Source organism: Fictibacillus sp. WQ 8-8 (genome assembly GCF_024494405.1).
Taxonomy (GTDB): Bacteria; Bacillota; Bacilli; order Bacillales; family Fictibacillaceae; genus Fictibacillus_C; species Fictibacillus_C marinisediminis.
In genome coordinates, this window is the sequence record NZ_JAMXKG010000008.1 from 15,713 (window position 1) to 33,337 (window position 17,625).

The window sequence follows — 17,625 nt, forward strand, 5'->3', positions numbered from 1 at the left end:
TTAGTTTTTCATTCTTGGATCAAGCGCGTCACGAAGGCCGTCACCCATCAGGTTAAAGCCCAAAACCGTAAGCATGATCGCTATACCCGGGAAGATAACGGTCCACGGCGCCTGGATGATAAAATCCCTGGAATCCGCGAGCATTTTTCCCCACTCAGGAGTTGGAGGCTGTGCCCCAAGTCCTAAAAACCCTAAGGCAGCTGCCTCAATGATAGCTGTTGCGATGGCCAAGGTCCCTTGCACAATGATAGGCGCCATGCTGTTTGGAAGCACATGGTGTATCAAAATTCTGGAATCCTTCATACCAATCGCCTTAGCCGCTGTGATATACTCTTCTTCTTTTACACTCAGAACCCTCGACCGTACAAGACGTCCAAATATCGGCACATTAATGATGGCAATAGCGATAAGCGCATTTCTTAAAGATGGCCCCAATACAGAAACGACCGCAATAGCGAGAAGAATACTCGGAAACGCCAGCAGGATATCAAAGATCCTTGAGATGATTCCATCAATGAATTTTCCATAATAGCCTGCGATGATTCCAAGGGCCGATCCTACAATGACTGATCCGGCTACAGAGACGAAGCCCACCCATAATGAAATCCTTGCCCCGTATAAAACTCTGCTGAAGATATCCCGTCCGAATTCATCTGTTCCAAACCAATGCTCTCCCGAAGGCGCCAGATGCTTGTCCGCTAGATGCTGATCCGAAAAGCTATAAGGCGCCAAAACAGGAGCCAGAATAGCGATTAAAATAAAGAAAATAACAATTCCCAGTCCGACCATCGCTAATTTATTCTTCTTAAATGAACGCCACGCATCCTTCCAGGGAGAGATGACTTTGTCGTCACCTTGTTCCACTTTCGGCGGGTTTGTTAACGGTGGTGTTGTTCTTGCTAATTCAGCCATAATAAACTCCCCCTATCAGTATTTGATGCGCGGATCAATGGCCGCATACAAAATATCAACAAACAGATTAATGAGTACAAACAGTGTGGCCACTACCAGAATTCCAGATTGGATGACGGGATAATCACGCGACTGAATGGCTTCATAAATATATGTGCCAACCCCTGGCCATCCAAAGATGGTCTCTGTCAGAATGGCACCGCCGAGAAGCAATCCTGTCTGCAGACCGATTACAGTTACTACAGGAATCATGGCATTTTTCAATGAATGCTTGTACACTACCCAGAACATCTTTAACCCTTTTGCCTTTGCTGTGCGGATATAATCCGATCGCATAACTTCAAGCATGCTTGATCTTGTCATCCTTGCGATGATTGCCATTGGAATCGTGCCAAGTGCAATTCCCGGAAGGATTAAATGCTTAACGACTTCAATAAACTGATCAAACCTGCCCTCCAGTAATGTGTCAAGCAAATACAGATGTGTGATGGCCTCTACCGGCATCCTGATATTGTCCCTGCCTGTTGTCGGCAGCAAGTCCCATTTGATGGAGACAAAATATTGTTCCATCAATCCTAGCCAGAAAATAGGCATGGATACTCCGATCAATGCAATAAGCATAACCCCATAATCGAACCAGGAATTTTGGAACCAGGCAGAGATAATGCCTGCATTGACTCCGACGATCACTGCAATCAGAATTGCAACCAGTGAAAGTTCGATTGTAGCCGCAAGGTACGGCCAGAGCTCCTCGCTGATCGGTGTTCTTGATTTCAGTGACATTCCAAGATCACCTTGAAAAAGACCGGTTAAATAATGAACAAACTGGGAGTACCAGGGCTGATCCAGTCCCAATTGTTTTGTTAATGTTGCGATAGCCTGCTTTGAAGCCTGCTGGCCAAGGATCAATTGAGCAGGATTCCCTGGAATTGCCCTGATCATCATAAATACAATAAACGTCATCCCGAGAAGCACCGGGATAAGCAAACCAATCCTTCTAATGGTATAAGAAAACATGTCCACACCTCATTTACGCGTAGTTGTTATAGCACCCTGATGTTTTTCTCCAAAACAAAAGGGGAGCATGCAAGATACTCCCCAATTTCTTCATTACTTCATGGAAACATCAACAAATGACTGAGACCCTTTTGGATGCGGGTAGAATCCTTTAATTGAATTCGTACCTGCAAGCTGTGGCTTAGCATGCACTAGAGGTACCCATGGAGCATCTTCATGGATGATCTCCTGCGCTTTTTTGTAAAGCTCTTCACGTTTTCCTTCATCTGCTGTTGATTGCGCTTCAATCAATAGCTTATGAACTGGCTCACTCTTATAGCGTGAATAGTTGTTAGAATCGATCGTGTCTTTATCAAGAAGAGCGTATAGGAAGTTATCTGCGTCTCCGTTATCCCCTGTCCATCCAATCAAGAAGGCAGGTGCTTCACCTTTACGGAGTTTTTCAAGGTAGGTTCCCCACTCAAATGTAACGATGTTCGCTTTAATTCCAACCTTGGCAAGGTTTGCTTGAATCGCTTCAGCAATCTTTTGTCCGTTTGGCATATAAGGACGTGATACCGGCATCGCCCAAAGGTCCATTTTGAAACCTTTTTCGTATCCAGCTTTTTTCAAAAGTTCCTTTGCTTTTGCTTCGTCATATCCATAATCCTGGATATCCTTGTTTTGTCCTGCAATGGAAGAAGGAAGCGGCGTAGCAGCCGGTTCAGCTGTTCCGTTGTAGAAGTTTTTGATCAGTTCGTCTTTGTTTACTAAGTGGCTGATCGCCTGGCGGACTTCTTTTTTGTTAAACGGAGCTTTTTCAACATTGAAGCCAAAGTAAGCAACGTTCATAGAAGGACGCTCAAAAATTTGAAGCTTGTTATCTGCTTTGATCTTATCAATATCACTTGGGTTTACTCCGTCAATCAAGTCAACTTCGCCTTTTGTAAGAGCATTTAAGCGTGAAGAGTTATCTTTGATGACTTTGAAGGTTACCCCATCAAGTTTTGGAAGCCCTTTTTTCCAATATTTATCGTTTTTCACAACTGAAATGGTATCCCCGCGTTTCCACTCTTTAAACTTGAACGGTCCTGTTCCTACAGGATGCTCGCCATATTTGTCGCCGTATTTGTCAATCGCAGCCGGGCTGGAAATCGCAAACGGGCTCATCGCAAGGTTTTTAAGGAATGGAGCTTGTGGGCGTTTCAATGTAAATTCAACTGTAGTGTCATCAATAGCTTTAACTTCTTTAATGACGTGGCCAGGATCCTTTTTATATCCACCGAACATGGATGCGTAATAAGGGAATTTAGCAGCATCACCGTTCATCCAGCGGTCAAAGTTCTTAACAACCGCATCAGCGTTGAAGTCAGTTCCATCCTGGAACTTAACGCCTTTTTCCAACGTAAATGTGTACTTCTTTCCGCCATCTGCAATCTTCCAGCTCTTCGCAAGTTCAGGAACAACATCTGTATTTTCTTTTTTGTATCCAGTTAGTGTTTCCATCACTTGCTCAGTAACGATGAAAGATTCACCGTCTGTTTCATGAGCAGGATCCAGTCCTACTGCATCACCGCCGCGTCCGTAGATCATGACGCCGCCACCGCTGGAACTTCCTTTTCCGCCAGTGCTTTCGCTTGAGGATTTACAGCCAGCCAGTCCTAAAGACAGGACCAGGATTAATGCAAGAGCTGTCAATATACTTCTCTTCATTTTCTTTCCCCCGTTTTCAGATAGATTTTTGCCTCTATTTATGTGTACGAGCTGCCATCAATAAAGATGACAGGCAACGTAGTGGCCCTTCTCAGCTTCCTTAAATACCGGACGCTCTGCAGCGCATACATCCATCGCTTGAGGACATCGCGTATGGAACGCACATCCTTTTGGAGGGTTGGACGGGCTTGGGACATCACCTTTTAAAATGATGCGCTCCTTTTTCACTTCAACATCGGGAATAGGTACGGCAGAAAGCAAGGCCTGTGTATAAGGATGCATAGGGTTGTCATAAAGCTGTTCGCTGTCTGACAGTTCTACGATCCTGCCGAGATACATGACACCGACTCTGTCGCTAATGTGCCGTACGACTCCAAGATCATGGGCGATAAAAAGGTAAGTAAGCCCGAATTCTTCCTGCAAGTCTTGCAAAAGGTTCAGTACTTGCGATTGGATGGATACATCCAGCGCCGAGACAGGTTCATCCGCGATGATCAGTTTAGGGTTAACAGCCAGTGCTCGGGCGATGCCGATTCTTTGCCTCTGCCCACCGCTGAACTGATGGGGATAGCGTTTCGCATGATAACTGCTTAATCCTACGACTTCAAGCAGCTCCTTCACCCTTCTCTTGCGTTCTTTTGCGTCCTTTACTCCGTGAACGATCAGCGGTTCTTCCAGTATTTTTTCAACGGTATGCCTCGGATTAAGTGAAGCAAAGGGATCCTGAAAAACCATTTGCATCTCTCTTCGCATCTTGCGCATCGCGTTCGAAGAAAGCGCAGTCACATCTTGCCCTTCAAAATAGATCTTGCCGTCACTCGGTTCGAGAAGCCTGAGCAGCATGCGTCCGGTCGTAGATTTCCCGCATCCGCTCTCACCGACAAGTCCCAGAGTTTCACCTTTTTGAATGGTAAAGGATACACCGTCCACTGCTTTTACTTCTCCGACTGTTTTCCCAAGCACTCCGCCTTTAATCGGAAAGTGCTTTTTTAAGTTCTCAACTTTAACTAATGGTTCGGTCAACGATGTCTACCCCTTTCTGATCCTCATACAGCCAGCATCTTACTTTTTGGCCGCCTTCAAGGGTTTCAAGCGCTGGTGTTTCGCTCTGGCAGCGCTCATAGGCATGGGCGCATCTCGGAGCAAACTGGCACCCCGCTTTCAAAGATCCGGGTTTTGGCACATTTCCTGGGATGGAATAAAGACGTTCTTTTTTATCCCTCATATCAGGAACAGATTGAATCAGGCCAACCGTATATGGATGTTTCGGACTCGTGAAAATCGTTTTTACATCTGCCTCTTCAACGACTCTACCTGCATACATAACGACAACGCGCTGGCACATTTCAGCTACTACTCCCAAATCATGGGTGATCATCATGATGGCTGTGTCGGTCTCATCGTTCAATTTTTTCATAAGCTCAAGAATCTGAGCCTGAATTGTCACGTCTAGCGCGGTGGTCGGTTCGTCTGCAATCAGCAGTTTCGGGGAACAGATCATGGCCATTGCGATCATGACACGCTGGCGCATTCCCCCTGACAGCTGGTGGGGAAAGTCTTTCATCAGTTCTTCCGCCCGTGGAAGCCCAACCATTTTAAGCATTTCAACGGCATGTGCCTTTGCCTTCTTTTTTGGCCATTTCTTATGTATTTGCAAAGCCTCGATCAACTGGCTGCCGATAGTAAATACCGGGTTTAGACTGGTCATCGGCTCCTGAAAAATCATTGCTATCTCATTCCCGCGAATCTGGCGCATCCTTTTCTCAGATACTGAAGTAAGATTTTCCCCTTTAAACAAAATATCTCCTTCAACTTTCCCCGCAGGTGTTGGTACGAGTCCCATGACCGATAATGAAGTAACACTTTTGCCGCATCCCGATTCTCCTACAATTCCAAGTACTTCACCGGAATTGACCTGGAAATCGATGTGATTGACAACCGAAACTTCCCCATCATCCGTCTGAAAAGAAGTCCTTAATCCTTTTACTTCCAAGACTGGACTGCTCACTATCCCACCCCTTTCTTCATGATGACATTTACTTACAGCGTGAACAATTTGTAGGACACTCTATTGAAATTATGACACTAGTCTAATAATTTGACAATATTAAAATTTCTAAAAATTTTTAATAATCTTGTCGTTTGTTAGGAAACTCGGGTCTTTTCTAACACAAAAAAAGAACGGAAGCCTTTGGCTGCCCCGTTCTTTTTTCTTATGGCATGTTATGCAATTCCAACTTTCTGCCCATCAATTACCAATTCAATCACCAAGCTGCTGAACCGTAAACAGGTTATAGTACACTCCTCTTTTTTTCATTAACTCATAATGGGTTCCGCTTTCAGCAATCTCACCGTTATCGACAACTACTATACGGTCTGCGTGGGTGATGGTTGCTAGGCGGTGTGCAACGATAAAGGTGGTACGGTCTTTTGCAAGCTTTTCAAGCGATTCTTGAATGAGGTGCTCGCTTTCCAAATCAAGGGCGGAAGTCGCTTCATCAAGGATTAAAATCGGCGGATTCTTCAAGAAGACCCTGGCGATGGCAACCCGCTGTTTTTGCCCTCCTGAAAGTTTAACTCCCCGTTCACCAATTTTCGTATCATATCCTTGGGGCAGATTCATAATGAACTCATGCGCATTTGCTGCTTTTGCAGCTGCAGCAACCTCATCATCAGATGCTTCTGGATTTCCCATCAGGATATTGGCCTTAACCGATTCACTGAACAAAATGTTATCTTGAAGGACCATGCCAATCTTATCCCTGAGCGAACGCACTTTGATACTCCGGATATCTTCCCCATCGAGCAGGATGCTGCCCTTCGACACGTCATAAAACCTGGGGATAAGGCTGACAAGCGAGGATTTCCCGCCACCGCTCATCCCTACGAGGGCGATCGTCTGCCCTTGTTCTACTCTAAGATCGATTCCTTTTAGAACGTGCGGTTCATCCTCATTGTATCGGAAATATACTTCGTTAAACGACAGCTCTCCTTTTACATCCGTAAGTTCCCTTGCTTTCGGCTGATCTTTAATATCATATTCCTCATCCATAAATTCGAAGACCCTGTCCATGGACGCGAGTGACTGTGTAAGGGTTGTCGATGAATTAACCAGCCTTCTGAGCGGGTTATACAGCCTGTCCATATAGCCGGCAAATGCGACCACTTCTCCGACAGATATATGGCCTCCAATCGCCCGATATGCCGCAAAACCGATAACTAGAAGCGGTGCGATATCTGTAATCGTATTTACTACTGCAAACGTTTTGGCGTTCCACGTTGTCTGATCCATCGCTTTGTTCAGAAAATGGGAGTTTCTTTTATCAAACTGAACTTGCTCATAGTCCTCAAGAGCAAAGCTTCTGATGACTGACATCCCCTGGACTCGTTCATGCAGATGCCCCTGCACTTCCGCGAGCGCCTGCGAACGCTGTTTCGTCAGACCTCTTAGCCTTGTATAAAAATATTTAACGGAGAGGCCGTAAAACGGCAGCATCGCCAATGCGACAACTGTCAGCCATCCATCCATCGTTGCCATGATCACAATCGCAATCACAATCGTAAACATATCAAGCCAGACATTCATTAAGCCCGTGATGACAAAATCCTTCGTTTGCTCAACGTCATTGATTACCCTCGATATGATTTCACCCGACTTGTTATTGGAATAAAAACGTAAGGAGAGCCGCTGAATATGTCCATAAAGCTTATCCCTGATATCATATAGGATTTTGCTTCCGACCCATTGTGCGTAATACTGCCGATAATATTCGATCGGCGGACGAAGCACACCGAAAATAAAGAAGGAACCTCCCATCAGCCAAAGCAGCTTGCTGAGTTTATCACCGCTCGTCAAACCCTGTCCATTTATAATCGTATCGACCACATATTTTAAAATAAGCGGGATGAGCAAGGGAATACCAAACTTTAAAATCCCAATTACAATGGTCCATCCAATTTGTTTTTTGTAGGGCTTTACAAAACCCAAATACCTTCTGATACTATCCAAAATTACACCTTCTTATATGAAATGCTGAAGAGCCCTTTTAAAAGCTTAAAACGCCTCTTTAAGGGATCGATATACGGCTCCCCCGCGCAGGCGTTTTTTACGATTACTATTGTTATTGTCAGAAAAACCTGTTGAACGCTGGATTCAACAGGTTTTTTCTTATCTAAACTCCAAATACCTTTCGTACCATTGCTCTATAAAGCCTGGTTCGAATGGGCCTTTTCTCTGATTGATCATGGAAATTAATTCATTTAAATTCTTTTTAATAATGTAATCGAGTTCATGGGGATATTTCATCATTTGCCTGTGCAAGCTGTATTCATCTTCATCTAATAGAATATAGGACATGTCGGGAAAAACCTTAATATCCAGGTCATAATCGATATATTTTAGTGCCTCATTATCCCATATATAGGGTGTCCCCAGATTACAATAATAATAAAAACCGTCCTGCCGGATCATGCCGATTACATTAAACCATTGCTTGGAATTGAAATAGCAGATCGCCGGCTCTCTCGTCCGCCACTGCCTGCCATCTGATTCCGTTACAAGAATACGATCATTTCCTGCTATAACTACAGACGAACTCCCCTTGAGGATAACCGTATCTTCCCAGGTGCGATGGAGTGATCCGTTATGTTTATAGCTTTGTATATCAATAATACTTCCGGGTGTGGGAAAACTCATATGCCTCTCCTTTCCTTCGCATTTCCGGAAGCCAATGGGTTACCAGGTATGTGCGAACTCCTTTCCAATTAAAATTAGAACATTTAGGTAATTCACCAGCTTCGTTGTACAAATTCGTTCATTGTATCGTCTCATCACTATTCTAGCCCTGCCCGGCCTTCATCATCCCCAAGAAACAGTTACTTTACGTTATTTTCTCTCCTATAGTATATCGTTTTAAGAATAGTTTGGAAATGATAGTTACCCTGTTTATTGAAAAAAAGCTCGCCCATTTTTTCATTTTCCCTAGTCATTGTTCTTTTTCCCTTAGTATGTATCTTAAAAACCTTGTCTAAATTGGCCAGAAAACCAAAAATGCCCCCTGCGTATAGCAGGGAGCATTCTGGATAGAGGTTACTGTTGGTTTTGGTTACCTTGGCCTTTTTGTTGTTGAGATTGAGCGTTTTGCTGACGAACTTGTTGAGCGTCAGTTTCGCTTGCAAACTCAGCACCATATTGACCTTTACCAGCTTGAGACTGTTGGTTTTGCTTTTTAACTTGTTGTGCGTTTGTTTTGTTTTGCTGTTTGTCCATTAGAATCACCTCCACGAAAATTAATTTAACCCTCTGCAGATGTTTTTATGTGAACAAAAAATAATTTTTTATTGTATATTTTCAACGATTGCGGGCCCATGAGACAGGGTATAGGATTGCAAATGGTTTCAAAAACTAAAGGCGATTATTTTTTATGGTGCCTGGCACCTATAACGCTTGGGAGGTCGATCTTATGTACGTAGGAAGAGATATGACAGAATTAGATATGGTTGCTAAAAAAGAATGGAAAGACAGTGAATTGGCATATTTCCATCAGTCTTTCCAGCAAATTGCCCCCTATCTGAATGAGGAAGGAACAACGATACATCGTGAAATTATTAAAGAAATTGAATCCAGAGGAGGCCTTTCGAACGATGGGGCCAGCTGGGAAAGAGGAACAACCCCGAAAGTGGATTAATGAAAAAAGCTGAGCCTGAATATTCAGGCTCAATTTTTTATTTACCAATTAAAAATTGCTGTAGGATTGCCCGCCGTCAACGTTTAACGTCGCTCCTATGACCCAGGATGCCCGGTCTGAAGAAAGGAACACAACCGTGTTGGCAATCTCTTCGACCGTACCAAACCGCTGTGCGGGTATGTGCTGCTGTACATACTGGTTGATCTGTTCCGGGTTTTCCTTTAACCGTTTCTGCCAATTTCCAGTAGGGTGCAGCACTGATCCGGGAGCGACACCGCTGATCCGTACTCCATGCTGGATCATTTCATCAGCAAACGACTTAGTAAATGAGATGAGAGCCGCTTTGCTTCCGTTGTAAGTCGGTTTGCCGCCGGATTCCCTTCCGAAAATTGAGGAAATGTTAATAATGGTTCCTTTTTCATTTTTAACCATGTATTCAGCCGCAAGCTTGCTCATTCCAACAGCGGATAAAAAATTAAGGTGAACCGCCTCTTCAAACTCCTCCATACTTGTTTCCATTACTGAAGATCCATTACTGCCTCCAGCATTATTGATTAAAATATCAATGCCGCCAAACTCCCCAATAAATTCACGTATGATTCGCTCCCTGTCCTCTCGGGATGTCACATCTCCCTTTAGAATGATGAGTTCGCCATCCAATTCAGATTTTGCCTGTTCAAGGGTTTCTTGGCTGCGCCCGCAAATACCTACAGATGCACCTTCTTCCAAAAACAGCTTGGCGATGCCCTTGCCTAAACCTTTTGAACCGCCAGTTATAAGTACCCGTTTGTTTTCCAGATATAGATTCATGCCGTCACCTCTTTTGCCAATTTGATAATTTTTTGATGTGATACTGGAAAAGGATAGGACTCCATCTCTTCCAGCGTTACCCACTTTAAATCCGCAGCATCCATTGCTTCATGGCTGCATTGTCCTTCAAAAAGCTGTATGTTCCATTTCAAATGGGAAAATACGTGTTCTATGTTACTCACTTGATCGCCGACAGCAGCAGAAATACCCCATTCAGCTTCAATGAAAACCTTCAGATCCTCTTTCTCGCTTACTCCCCTCTTATGAACAGGTACATTCGGAAATTCCCAAAGATTAGCAAGCAGCCCTTCTTTCGGTCTTTTATGAATCAGGTAATTCCCTTCTTGATTACGTAAGATGAGTGCAGCCATATCCACATGTTTGATCTTTATTTTCTTTTCTTTTACAGGGAGTTCTTTCTGTCTTCCCTGATCAAAAGCCCTGCAGTGCTCCTGAACAGGACAGATCAGGCAAGCCGGTGATTTTGGCGTGCAAATGAGAGCTCCAAGCTCCATAAGCGCCTGATTAAACGAAGAAGGATCTTCTTTTGAAATCAATTTTCGAACAGCATCTTCAAACAGCATTCTTGTTTTAGCTTTTCCAATATCCTCATAGATGAGCAGGATCCTGGAGAGCACCCTCATCACATTGCCATCTACCGCAGGTTCAGGTACTCCGTAAGCAATACTTAAGATCGCTCCTGCCGTATACGGCCCAACACCCTTAAGCTTTGATATTTCATCGGCTGTATCGGGTATTGTCCCTCCATATTGCTCGGCGACTTCTCTTACTGCGGTTTGCAAATTACGAACACGGGAATAATAACCTAAACCCTCCCATGCCTTTAAAACCTTTTCTTCATCCGCTTCAGCCAGGTCGGTAAGGGTAGGAAATAAAGACAGGAAACGGTTAAAGTAAGGAATGACAGTATCCACGCGGGTTTGCTGCAGCATGATTTCGGAAACCCATACTCTATATGGATCCTGATTCAATCTCCAGGGAAGATCGCGCTGATTCTCTTGATACCAGTTAATTAGATCCTGCTGGAAACCTTGAACTGGAAAGTCTTCAATATATGTTTCAGAACGATTCAACGTATTATTACTCACCTTTCTTTTCAAATGCCCAGCAATGGAGTTTGGACAGTCCGCCCGAAATCATCTGATCAAGCGGCCCATATACAGGATGGCCTTTTAAGAGCCTGAGCTGCTTTAAAGAGTGATATACCTCAGAACCTTCAACATCAAAACTTTCCACATAGAGAGAGTCTTGATCCAGCGCTTTGAGCCAGGAGGTATTGCGGGCGCCGTCTTTCATTAATTCAATCAGCACATTTTGCATATGAGCTTCATATTGTTCAATTATGTCAGGTTTTACTTTATACTCGATAAAAACCGTTAATTTTTGATTCATGATTGGTCCTCCAATTTTAAACAATTATCGCAATCATCTTATATGAGTTAGGAGGTGTGTATATTGGATACTGGAACCCATGTTGTAATGGGATTAGGGCTCGGCGGATTAGCCATGCTTGATCCGGCTGTCTCTGCAGATCCAATAACCGCCCATGCTGTACTCCTCGGTACATTGGTTGGTTCACAAGCACCAGATTTTGATACCATTCTAAAATTAAGAAACAATGCCGTCTATATCCGCAACCACAGGGGAATTACCCATTCTGTGCCTGCTCTTTTTATCTGGCCGGCCCTGTTGTCATTGATCATTTACCTGTTTGTTCCGTACTCAAACGGCCTTCATTTATGGCTGTGGACGTCATTGGCCGTATTTTTACATGTATTTGTAGATATATTTAATGCTTATGGTACGCAAGCACTCTATCCCTTCTCAAAAAAATGGATAGCACTCGGTGTAATCAGCATTTTTGATCCGTTTATTTTCATTATCCATATTGCCGGTCTGTTGCTTTGGTATATCGGCTTCGATCCTGGAATTACATTTTCTGCCGTTTATTTGATCATGGCAGGCTACTATTTCCTCAGAATCTGGAACAGGTACAAAATAGCACAAATCGTTCGGAGGAATATTCCTGAGACAATCGAAGTCATTGCTTCTCCAACGCTAAAATGGACCCAGTATCATCTTGCTATTAAAACTAAGCACCAGTTTTTCGTTGCCAATATTAAACAAGGCCGTCTCAAGGTTCTTGACACGTTTGACCGTGTGGAAGTTCCTGACACTAAAATCATTCAGGCAGCGAGAGAAGACAAGAATATTTCAGCGTTCCTTTCTTTCTCCCCGGTTTATCGGTGGGAAGTTGAAAAAAACAACCATGGACATGAAGTGCGTTTTATCGATCTCCGCTATAGAAGCAAAGGGCATTATCCCTTTGTTGCACTAGTCCAGCTTGATGAGGATCTTGAAATCATTACATCCTATACCGGCTGGGTATACAGCGAGGACCGCTTGCGCAAAAAGATGGACTTTACTCCATCCAAGCTTCTAAAAAATGAGTGATGAAGGAAATGTTCCTTCATCACTTTTTTTATGCTGTCACTGCTCTTTTTTTAAGTGTTTGAACTTCGGATTCATGGTCTGGTATTCATGCAGTTTGGGGCCGTAGCTCGTAATCCATTGCACGACCATCTCTTCTGTTTTATTTTTGCCGCCATATTCATAGCCGGCCTTGGCTCTTGTTGACTCAAAATCCTCCCAAAGCCCTTCGATCCAGCTTCTTGCTTCCTCATAGGTCAAATTTTGATTCTTATCTAATAAATTGCGGGCAAGCCGGGCAAACCTATCCTCCATTTTTACTTCCTCCTTATCCATTATTTTGCCGTTACTGGCTCACATTAAAGGGTTTTATTCAAACCATACTAGGTGAGAACCGATTTTAAGGAGGGCTAATCGATGCGAAACAAAGCTAAAAACTTCCCTAATCGGATCTCCTTCTCAGGTGAGCCGAGAGCCAAAGAAGAATTTTCTTCAAAACGGCCAGATGGATCCATTCAAGACCGACCACAGGAACGAATGTTTTTATCCAATCGACACCGAGACGATCAATAGTTCTTGCGGTTATGATGGATGCCAGACAAAACGGCAATGCCAATAAGGCTTACATTCAAACACGCAAGCATTATTAGTGCCGGAAAAAGAAGCGGCTACCCCGCTTCTTTTTTCATTATTTATGAAGGCTGTACCAGCATCGCAATAGGAAATGCTTCGAGTTCGTGAGATTCATTTCTGTACCCCCAAGCAAAAATTCCGTTCATATACACTATTTTAAATGTTGAGCCCGGATCTCCTTGAATGGGATACGTTTCACCTGCTTCAAAGACAGATGGATCAAGCAGATAAGACTTTGCCATCGTAATTTTTCGTTCATAGACAGAAAACTCACTGATCATTCCCATCTGCTCTGCTTTTTGGGCTTTTGCATGAAGATCTGCTATTTCGGCTGTCAGTTCTGTTTTTGTCATTTCGCTATATCTTTTTTCCATGGTGCGCCTCCGTTCTTCTGTACTTTTAGTATAATAAACATTGGTTAAGAATCCAAACGTATCGGAGTGGTGAATTTTTATGAAATCAGTGATTATAACGGGAGGCGGCTCAGGTTTAGGGGCAGCACTTGCAGAGGAATATGCAAAGCAATATAAAGTGATCTTGATCGGGCGTTCTTTAAAGAAGCTTAACTCTGTTGCTGACAGCCTTGCAGCACAAGGTTTTAAAGCAGAAAGCTGCGTTTGCGACATAACATCCATGGAAGAAGTAAAACATGTTTTCGATCAGCTTTTTCATCGTGAAGATGTACATATGCTCATTAATAATGCCGGTTCCGGAATCTTTGGCCCTTTGGAAGAACTGAGTGTGGATGAGATTGAAACGATGCTTGATACTAATGTAAAGGGAACTATTTTTACCACAAAGACTTGCTTGCCTTTCTTTAAAGACAAACAAGAAGGAAGAATCATGAACATTATTTCTACTGCAGGCCTGAGAGGCAAAGTGAATGAATCAGTGTATTGCGCCAGCAAGTTTGCGGTCAGAGGTTTTACGGAAAGCCTCGTCAAGGAGCTGGACGGAACAGGCATTCAAGTAACTGCCGTCTACATGGGGGGGATGGATACTCCTTTTTGGGACCATTCGGATCATGTAAAAGACAAATCCCGCTTCAAGACACCAGAGCAGGTTGCACTTCAAATCGCTGCGGAAGACCATGGGCTGCCTGAGATTTTTATTGATCGATAAGCCCCGACTCTAATATTTCCTCGATTAAAGCAATTGGAAACCCTTTACCGTATAAATGCTGCTTCATTTTGTTTTTATATTGCATACCTGAAAATTTTTTATAGCGTTTGTGAGCTTTATTGGCATGCTTTAGCAAAGCTTCCTTTTCCTCTTGTTCAGTGCTGCCAAGATCAACCGTTCGAAGAGCTTCTTCTATCACTTCCCAGGAGTATCCTTTTTGCAGGAGCTGCTGGGAAACTTTATTTTTCCTCTCACTGCTTGATAATCCTTTGCTTTGATTTGATTTCTTTTGGACGAAATTAATTGCTGATTCTAATTGTTCTTCATAAGGAAATTCCTTTAATGCTGCTTCCATATGATCGGAAGATATCCCTTTTTGGATCAGTTCTCTCGCAATAACGCCTGTCCCTTTGGATGTCGTATTCTTTCTTGTTCTAACAAACATTTTTGCAAATTCAGCATTATCCAGGTATTTATATTCTATAAGCCGTTTAATGACTTCTTCAATTACACTGTCCTCATATTCATTTTTCTTTAAATAGTCATGTACTTCTTTTTCTGATCTCATACGGAAAGACAGGAACTGCAAAGCCCGGTTAAACCCTTTTTTGATCTCATCTTCATACAATAAAGAGCTTAACTCTCCCGTATTGATTTCCAGTCCTTTTTTGAGCTTATACTTTATGAGAATATCCGTATCAACGCTGAAACCGAACTCTTCCCCATTTCCCTGATCAATAAAAACATTAAAACGGTCGCTGTTCTTTTTTTGCGTTGTGATCTTTGTAATTAAGGCCATTTTCTTCTTCACCTCATTTCCTTTATATTAACATAGCCACTTCTGCCATTGCTGTTATAGAGGTTTTTAAAAAGGCTCTTTTCTCAAAAGCAACAAAGGTTACGAAAACGGCCTTTAAAAAAAAGCCCGCATAAACAAATGCGGGCTTCCTTTCTAACAGCACCTTTTTGCGGATGCTCCGTATTTTTTGTTAAGAAAGTCTTTAAAGAACTCAGCCTCGGTAGGAGGAGCGACTTCCGGGTGATTCTTTTGAATGTGTTTGACATAGGAGTCATAGTCCGGAAGATTGGAGATTCCTTTGCTGATTTTTCGAATCACGCCTGCTCCGTCTCTGATCCTCTTGATGACGGAACGGAGATTATGCTGGTTCATTAAGACACCTCGCTTATATTGGTTTGCTTAAACGGCTCCTCACTTGTCGGAAGTTCTTCCTTTTTAAACCAAACTTTCCCCCATATTCTCATAGCATCAATCAACACTCCAAGAATAAGAAGCATGAAGATTCCAGTCAGCACTGCATTAAGCTGGTTGTTGAAAATAATCTGCTTGGCCGCTTCTGCTGTTGGAATAGTCGGCGGCAATTTCCCGGCATCCAGCGCTTGCTGAGTGACTTCAGCTTGTTTTAAAAAGCCGATTTTGGGAAGCGATGAGAAAATTTTCTGCCATCCTGCTGTAAACGTTACAATCATCAGCCAAGCCAGCGGAGCCAGTGTTACCCAGCAGTACTTGGTCTTGCCCATTTTTAGGATGACTGTCGTAGCTACGATTAAAGCGATCGCAGCGAGCATCTGGTTCGTGATTCCGAATAACGGCCAGAGCGTGTTGATTCCGCCAAGCGGGTCGGTTACTCCCACGACAAGGAAGTAGCCCCATCCTGCGACAACAAGGGCACTGGTGATATAAACAGCAGGCATCCAGTCTGTTCTGCCAAGCGGTTTATAGATGTTGCCCAGCAGATCCTGCAGCATGAACCTCCCTACCCTTGTTCCGGCATCAATGGTCGTTAATATGAACACGGCTTCAAAAAGAATAGCAAAATGATACCAGAAGGCCATGAGTTCAGGACCGCCTACGATCTTAGAAAAGATGTGGGCCATCCCCACAGCAAGCGAAGGCGCTCCTCCCGTCCTTGAAAGAATCGACTCTTCATCCACCTGCTGGGCGATCGTGTTAATCTCATGTGCATTAACAGAGAAGCCCCAGGAAGAAATAGTGGTTGCTGCGGCGCTCACCTCGGTCCCAATCGCTGCAGCAGGAGAGTTAATGGCAAAGTATACTCCCGGTGATAAAAGAGTGGCTGCTACAAGAGCCATCACCGCTACAAAAGATTCTGTCAGCATCCCTCCGTAACCGATCATGTTAGCATGCTTTTCATTAGCGATCAGCTTCGGTGTCGTCCCGGATGATATTAAAGAATGAAATCCAGAAACCGCACCGCAGGCAATCGTAATAAAGAGGAACGGAAATAAGTTTCCTGAAAATACTGGTCCTGTTCCATCCACAAATTTTGTTAGAGCCGGCATTTTAATTTCAGGCATAACGATAAAGATGCCGATTGCCAGCATAGCTATAACTCCTACCTTTAAGAAGGTGCTCAAGTAATCCCTTGGGGCCAAAAGAAGCCAGACGGGAAGTACAGAGGCAAGAAAACCGTAAACAATCATCATGATGGCAATCGTTTTGCCTTCAAATGTAAACATTGGAGCCAGGGTTGCAGAGTCAGCCACCCACTGGCCGCTCAGCAAAGCAAAAATCAAAAGAGCAAATCCAATGAGGGAGGCTTCTCCTACCCTTCCCGGCCGGAGAAATTTCATATAGATTCCCATAAATAAAGCGATCGGAATCGTCATTGCAATGGTGTACATGCCCCAGGGACTCGCTTTTAAAGCGTTTACAACAACAAGCCCTAAAACAGCAATGAGAATGATCATGATTGCAAATACTCCGACAAGGGCAAGATAGCCTCCAACTGGCCCTATCTCTTCCCTTGCAATTTCACCGATCGATTTGCCTTTTCGGCGCATGGAGATGATTAAAATGACGAAATCCTGGACACAACCCGCAAGTACGGCTCCCGCAATGATCCAGATTGTTCCCGGAAGATACCCCATCTGTGCGGCAAGCGTAGGACCTACAAGGGGTCCAGCTCCAGCGATCGCGGCAAAATGATGTCCGTAGAGCACCCATTTGTTGGTGGGCACATAATCCTTTCCATCACTGTATCTCTCTGCAGGTGTGGCCCGTTTTTTATCCAAACCAAAGATTTTATTCGAGATAAAACGGGAATAAAACCGGTAAGCAACTGCGTATGTAGCCAGCGATGCCACGACAAACCAAATGGCATTAATGTGCTCGTCCCTCTGCAGGGCAATAACCGACAGACTTAATCCCCCTGCAAGAGCGATCGCAATCCAAATAACTGTCCTTGTGAAAGGATTGCTTTTCTTTTTAATGGTGCTCGGCTGTGTTTCCATTATGCTCCCCCTTAAAAGATTGTTATAA

Annotated in this window: 20 protein-coding genes; 4 read left to right on the forward strand and 16 right to left on the reverse strand. The window is 43.7% G+C overall.

From position 1 onward, the window contains the following. The 8 genes from M1K46_RS17435 to M1K46_RS17470 form a co-directional block, all read right to left on the reverse strand. Entirely contained in the window at window positions 1–912 is a 912-nt protein-coding gene (locus M1K46_RS17435) for an ABC transporter permease (protein WP_256227013.1), read from the reverse strand. Window positions 913–927: 15 nt separating this feature from the next. Beyond that, the gene (locus M1K46_RS17440; protein WP_091008008.1) at window positions 928–1,929 is read right to left on the reverse strand and encodes an ABC transporter permease; all 1,002 of its coding nucleotides are present in this window, start codon (window positions 1,927–1,929) and stop codon (window positions 928–930) included. Between the two features lie 93 nt (window positions 1,930–2,022). Then, the gene (locus M1K46_RS17445) at window positions 2,023–3,621 is read right to left on the reverse strand and encodes an ABC transporter substrate-binding protein (RefSeq protein WP_256227015.1); all 1,599 of its coding nucleotides are present in this window, start codon (window positions 3,619–3,621) and stop codon (window positions 2,023–2,025) included. A 57-nt stretch (window positions 3,622–3,678) separates the two neighbouring features. Beyond that, entirely contained in the window at window positions 3,679–4,644 is a 966-nt protein-coding gene (locus M1K46_RS17450; protein ID WP_053355655.1) for an ABC transporter ATP-binding protein, read from the reverse strand. Continuing rightward, entirely contained in the window at window positions 4,625–5,629 is a 1,005-nt protein-coding gene (locus M1K46_RS17455; RefSeq protein WP_256227016.1) for an ABC transporter ATP-binding protein, read from the reverse strand. The genes M1K46_RS17450 and M1K46_RS17455 overlap by 20 nt, the downstream gene beginning before the upstream one ends. Before the next feature lie 252 nt (window positions 5,630–5,881). Next, window positions 5,882–7,630, reverse strand: coding sequence for an ABC transporter ATP-binding protein (locus M1K46_RS17460; protein ID WP_256227017.1), 1,749 nt, complete (start codon window positions 7,628–7,630; stop codon window positions 5,882–5,884). 159 nt (window positions 7,631–7,789) lie between these two features. Further along, window positions 7,790–8,317, reverse strand: coding sequence for a nucleoside tri-diphosphate phosphatase (ntdP, locus tag M1K46_RS17465; RefSeq protein WP_053355658.1), 528 nt, complete (start codon window positions 8,315–8,317; stop codon window positions 7,790–7,792). Window positions 8,318–8,710: 393 nt separating this feature from the next. Next, on the reverse strand, window positions 8,711–8,890 hold the full coding sequence (locus M1K46_RS17470; protein ID WP_256227018.1) for a gamma-type small acid-soluble spore protein: 180 nt from the start codon (window positions 8,888–8,890) through the stop codon (window positions 8,711–8,713). A gap of 193 nt (window positions 8,891–9,083) precedes the next feature. Here M1K46_RS17470 and M1K46_RS17475 point away from each other — a divergent pair, with 193 nt between their 5' ends. Further along, on the forward strand, window positions 9,084–9,308 hold the full coding sequence (locus M1K46_RS17475; RefSeq protein ID WP_256227019.1) for a cytosolic protein: 225 nt from the start codon (window positions 9,084–9,086) through the stop codon (window positions 9,306–9,308). 48 nt (window positions 9,309–9,356) lie between these two features. Here the strand turns inward: M1K46_RS17475 and M1K46_RS17480 are convergent, their stop codons facing one another. From M1K46_RS17480 to M1K46_RS17490, 3 genes are read right to left on the reverse strand one after another with little or no spacing between them, the layout of a single operon-like run. Beyond that, on the reverse strand, window positions 9,357–10,118 hold the full coding sequence (locus M1K46_RS17480) for an SDR family NAD(P)-dependent oxidoreductase (RefSeq protein WP_091007988.1): 762 nt from the start codon (window positions 10,116–10,118) through the stop codon (window positions 9,357–9,359). Continuing rightward, complete coding sequence (gene mutY, locus M1K46_RS17485) at window positions 10,115–11,212, reverse strand: A/G-specific adenine glycosylase (RefSeq protein WP_256227020.1); 1,098 nt, start codon at window positions 11,210–11,212, stop codon at window positions 10,115–10,117. The genes M1K46_RS17480 and mutY overlap by 4 nt, the downstream gene beginning before the upstream one ends. A 7-nt stretch (window positions 11,213–11,219) precedes the next feature. Beyond that, complete coding sequence (locus tag M1K46_RS17490) at window positions 11,220–11,531, reverse strand: hypothetical protein (protein ID WP_091007984.1); 312 nt, start codon at window positions 11,529–11,531, stop codon at window positions 11,220–11,222. Window positions 11,532–11,594: 63 nt separating this feature from the next. Here M1K46_RS17490 and M1K46_RS17495 point away from each other — a divergent pair, with 63 nt between their 5' ends. Beyond that, window positions 11,595–12,593, forward strand: coding sequence for a metal-dependent hydrolase (locus M1K46_RS17495; RefSeq protein ID WP_256227022.1), 999 nt, complete (start codon window positions 11,595–11,597; stop codon window positions 12,591–12,593). A gap of 36 nt (window positions 12,594–12,629) precedes the next feature. Here the strand turns inward: M1K46_RS17495 and M1K46_RS17500 are convergent, their stop codons facing one another. Next, window positions 12,630–12,884, reverse strand: a complete 255-nt coding sequence (locus M1K46_RS17500; protein WP_091007975.1) for a YfhJ family protein — start codon at window positions 12,882–12,884, stop codon at window positions 12,630–12,632. Between the two features lie 102 nt (window positions 12,885–12,986). On the opposite strand from M1K46_RS17500, the gene sspK reads away from it, so the two are divergent. Then, the gene (gene sspK, locus M1K46_RS17505; protein ID WP_053355666.1) at window positions 12,987–13,142 is read left to right on the forward strand and encodes a small, acid-soluble spore protein K; all 156 of its coding nucleotides are present in this window, start codon (window positions 12,987–12,989) and stop codon (window positions 13,140–13,142) included. Between the two features lie 119 nt (window positions 13,143–13,261). Here sspK and M1K46_RS17510 read toward each other — a convergent pair whose 3' ends face one another. Next, entirely contained in the window at window positions 13,262–13,576 is a 315-nt protein-coding gene (locus tag M1K46_RS17510) for a YfhH family protein (protein ID WP_053355667.1), read from the reverse strand. A 79-nt stretch (window positions 13,577–13,655) separates the two neighbouring features. Between M1K46_RS17510 and M1K46_RS17515 the strand changes: the two genes are divergently transcribed. Further along, window positions 13,656–14,324 carry an SDR family NAD(P)-dependent oxidoreductase gene (locus tag M1K46_RS17515; RefSeq protein WP_062238553.1) on the forward strand — a complete coding sequence of 223 codons (669 nt, stop codon included), beginning with the start codon at window positions 13,656–13,658 and terminating at the stop codon, window positions 14,322–14,324. Here M1K46_RS17515 and recX read toward each other — a convergent pair. The 3 genes from recX to M1K46_RS17530 all read right to left on the reverse strand — a co-directional run bounded on the left by recX (window position 14,311) and on the right by M1K46_RS17530 (window position 17,597). Then, window positions 14,311–15,123, reverse strand: coding sequence for a recombination regulator RecX (gene recX / locus M1K46_RS17520; protein ID WP_256227024.1), 813 nt, complete (start codon window positions 15,121–15,123; stop codon window positions 14,311–14,313). The two genes, M1K46_RS17515 and recX, sit on opposite strands and share 14 nt — an antisense overlap. A gap of 153 nt (window positions 15,124–15,276) precedes the next feature. Then, window positions 15,277–15,495, reverse strand: a complete 219-nt coding sequence (locus M1K46_RS17525) for a YbdD/YjiX family protein (protein WP_062238558.1) — start codon at window positions 15,493–15,495, stop codon at window positions 15,277–15,279. Then, window positions 15,495–17,597 (reverse strand): carbon starvation CstA family protein, encoded by a 2,103-nt coding sequence (locus M1K46_RS17530; protein ID WP_256227025.1) that lies wholly within the window; start codon window positions 17,595–17,597, stop codon window positions 15,495–15,497. The genes M1K46_RS17525 and M1K46_RS17530 overlap by 1 nt, the downstream gene beginning before the upstream one ends. Window positions 17,598–17,625 lie beyond the last annotated feature (28 nt).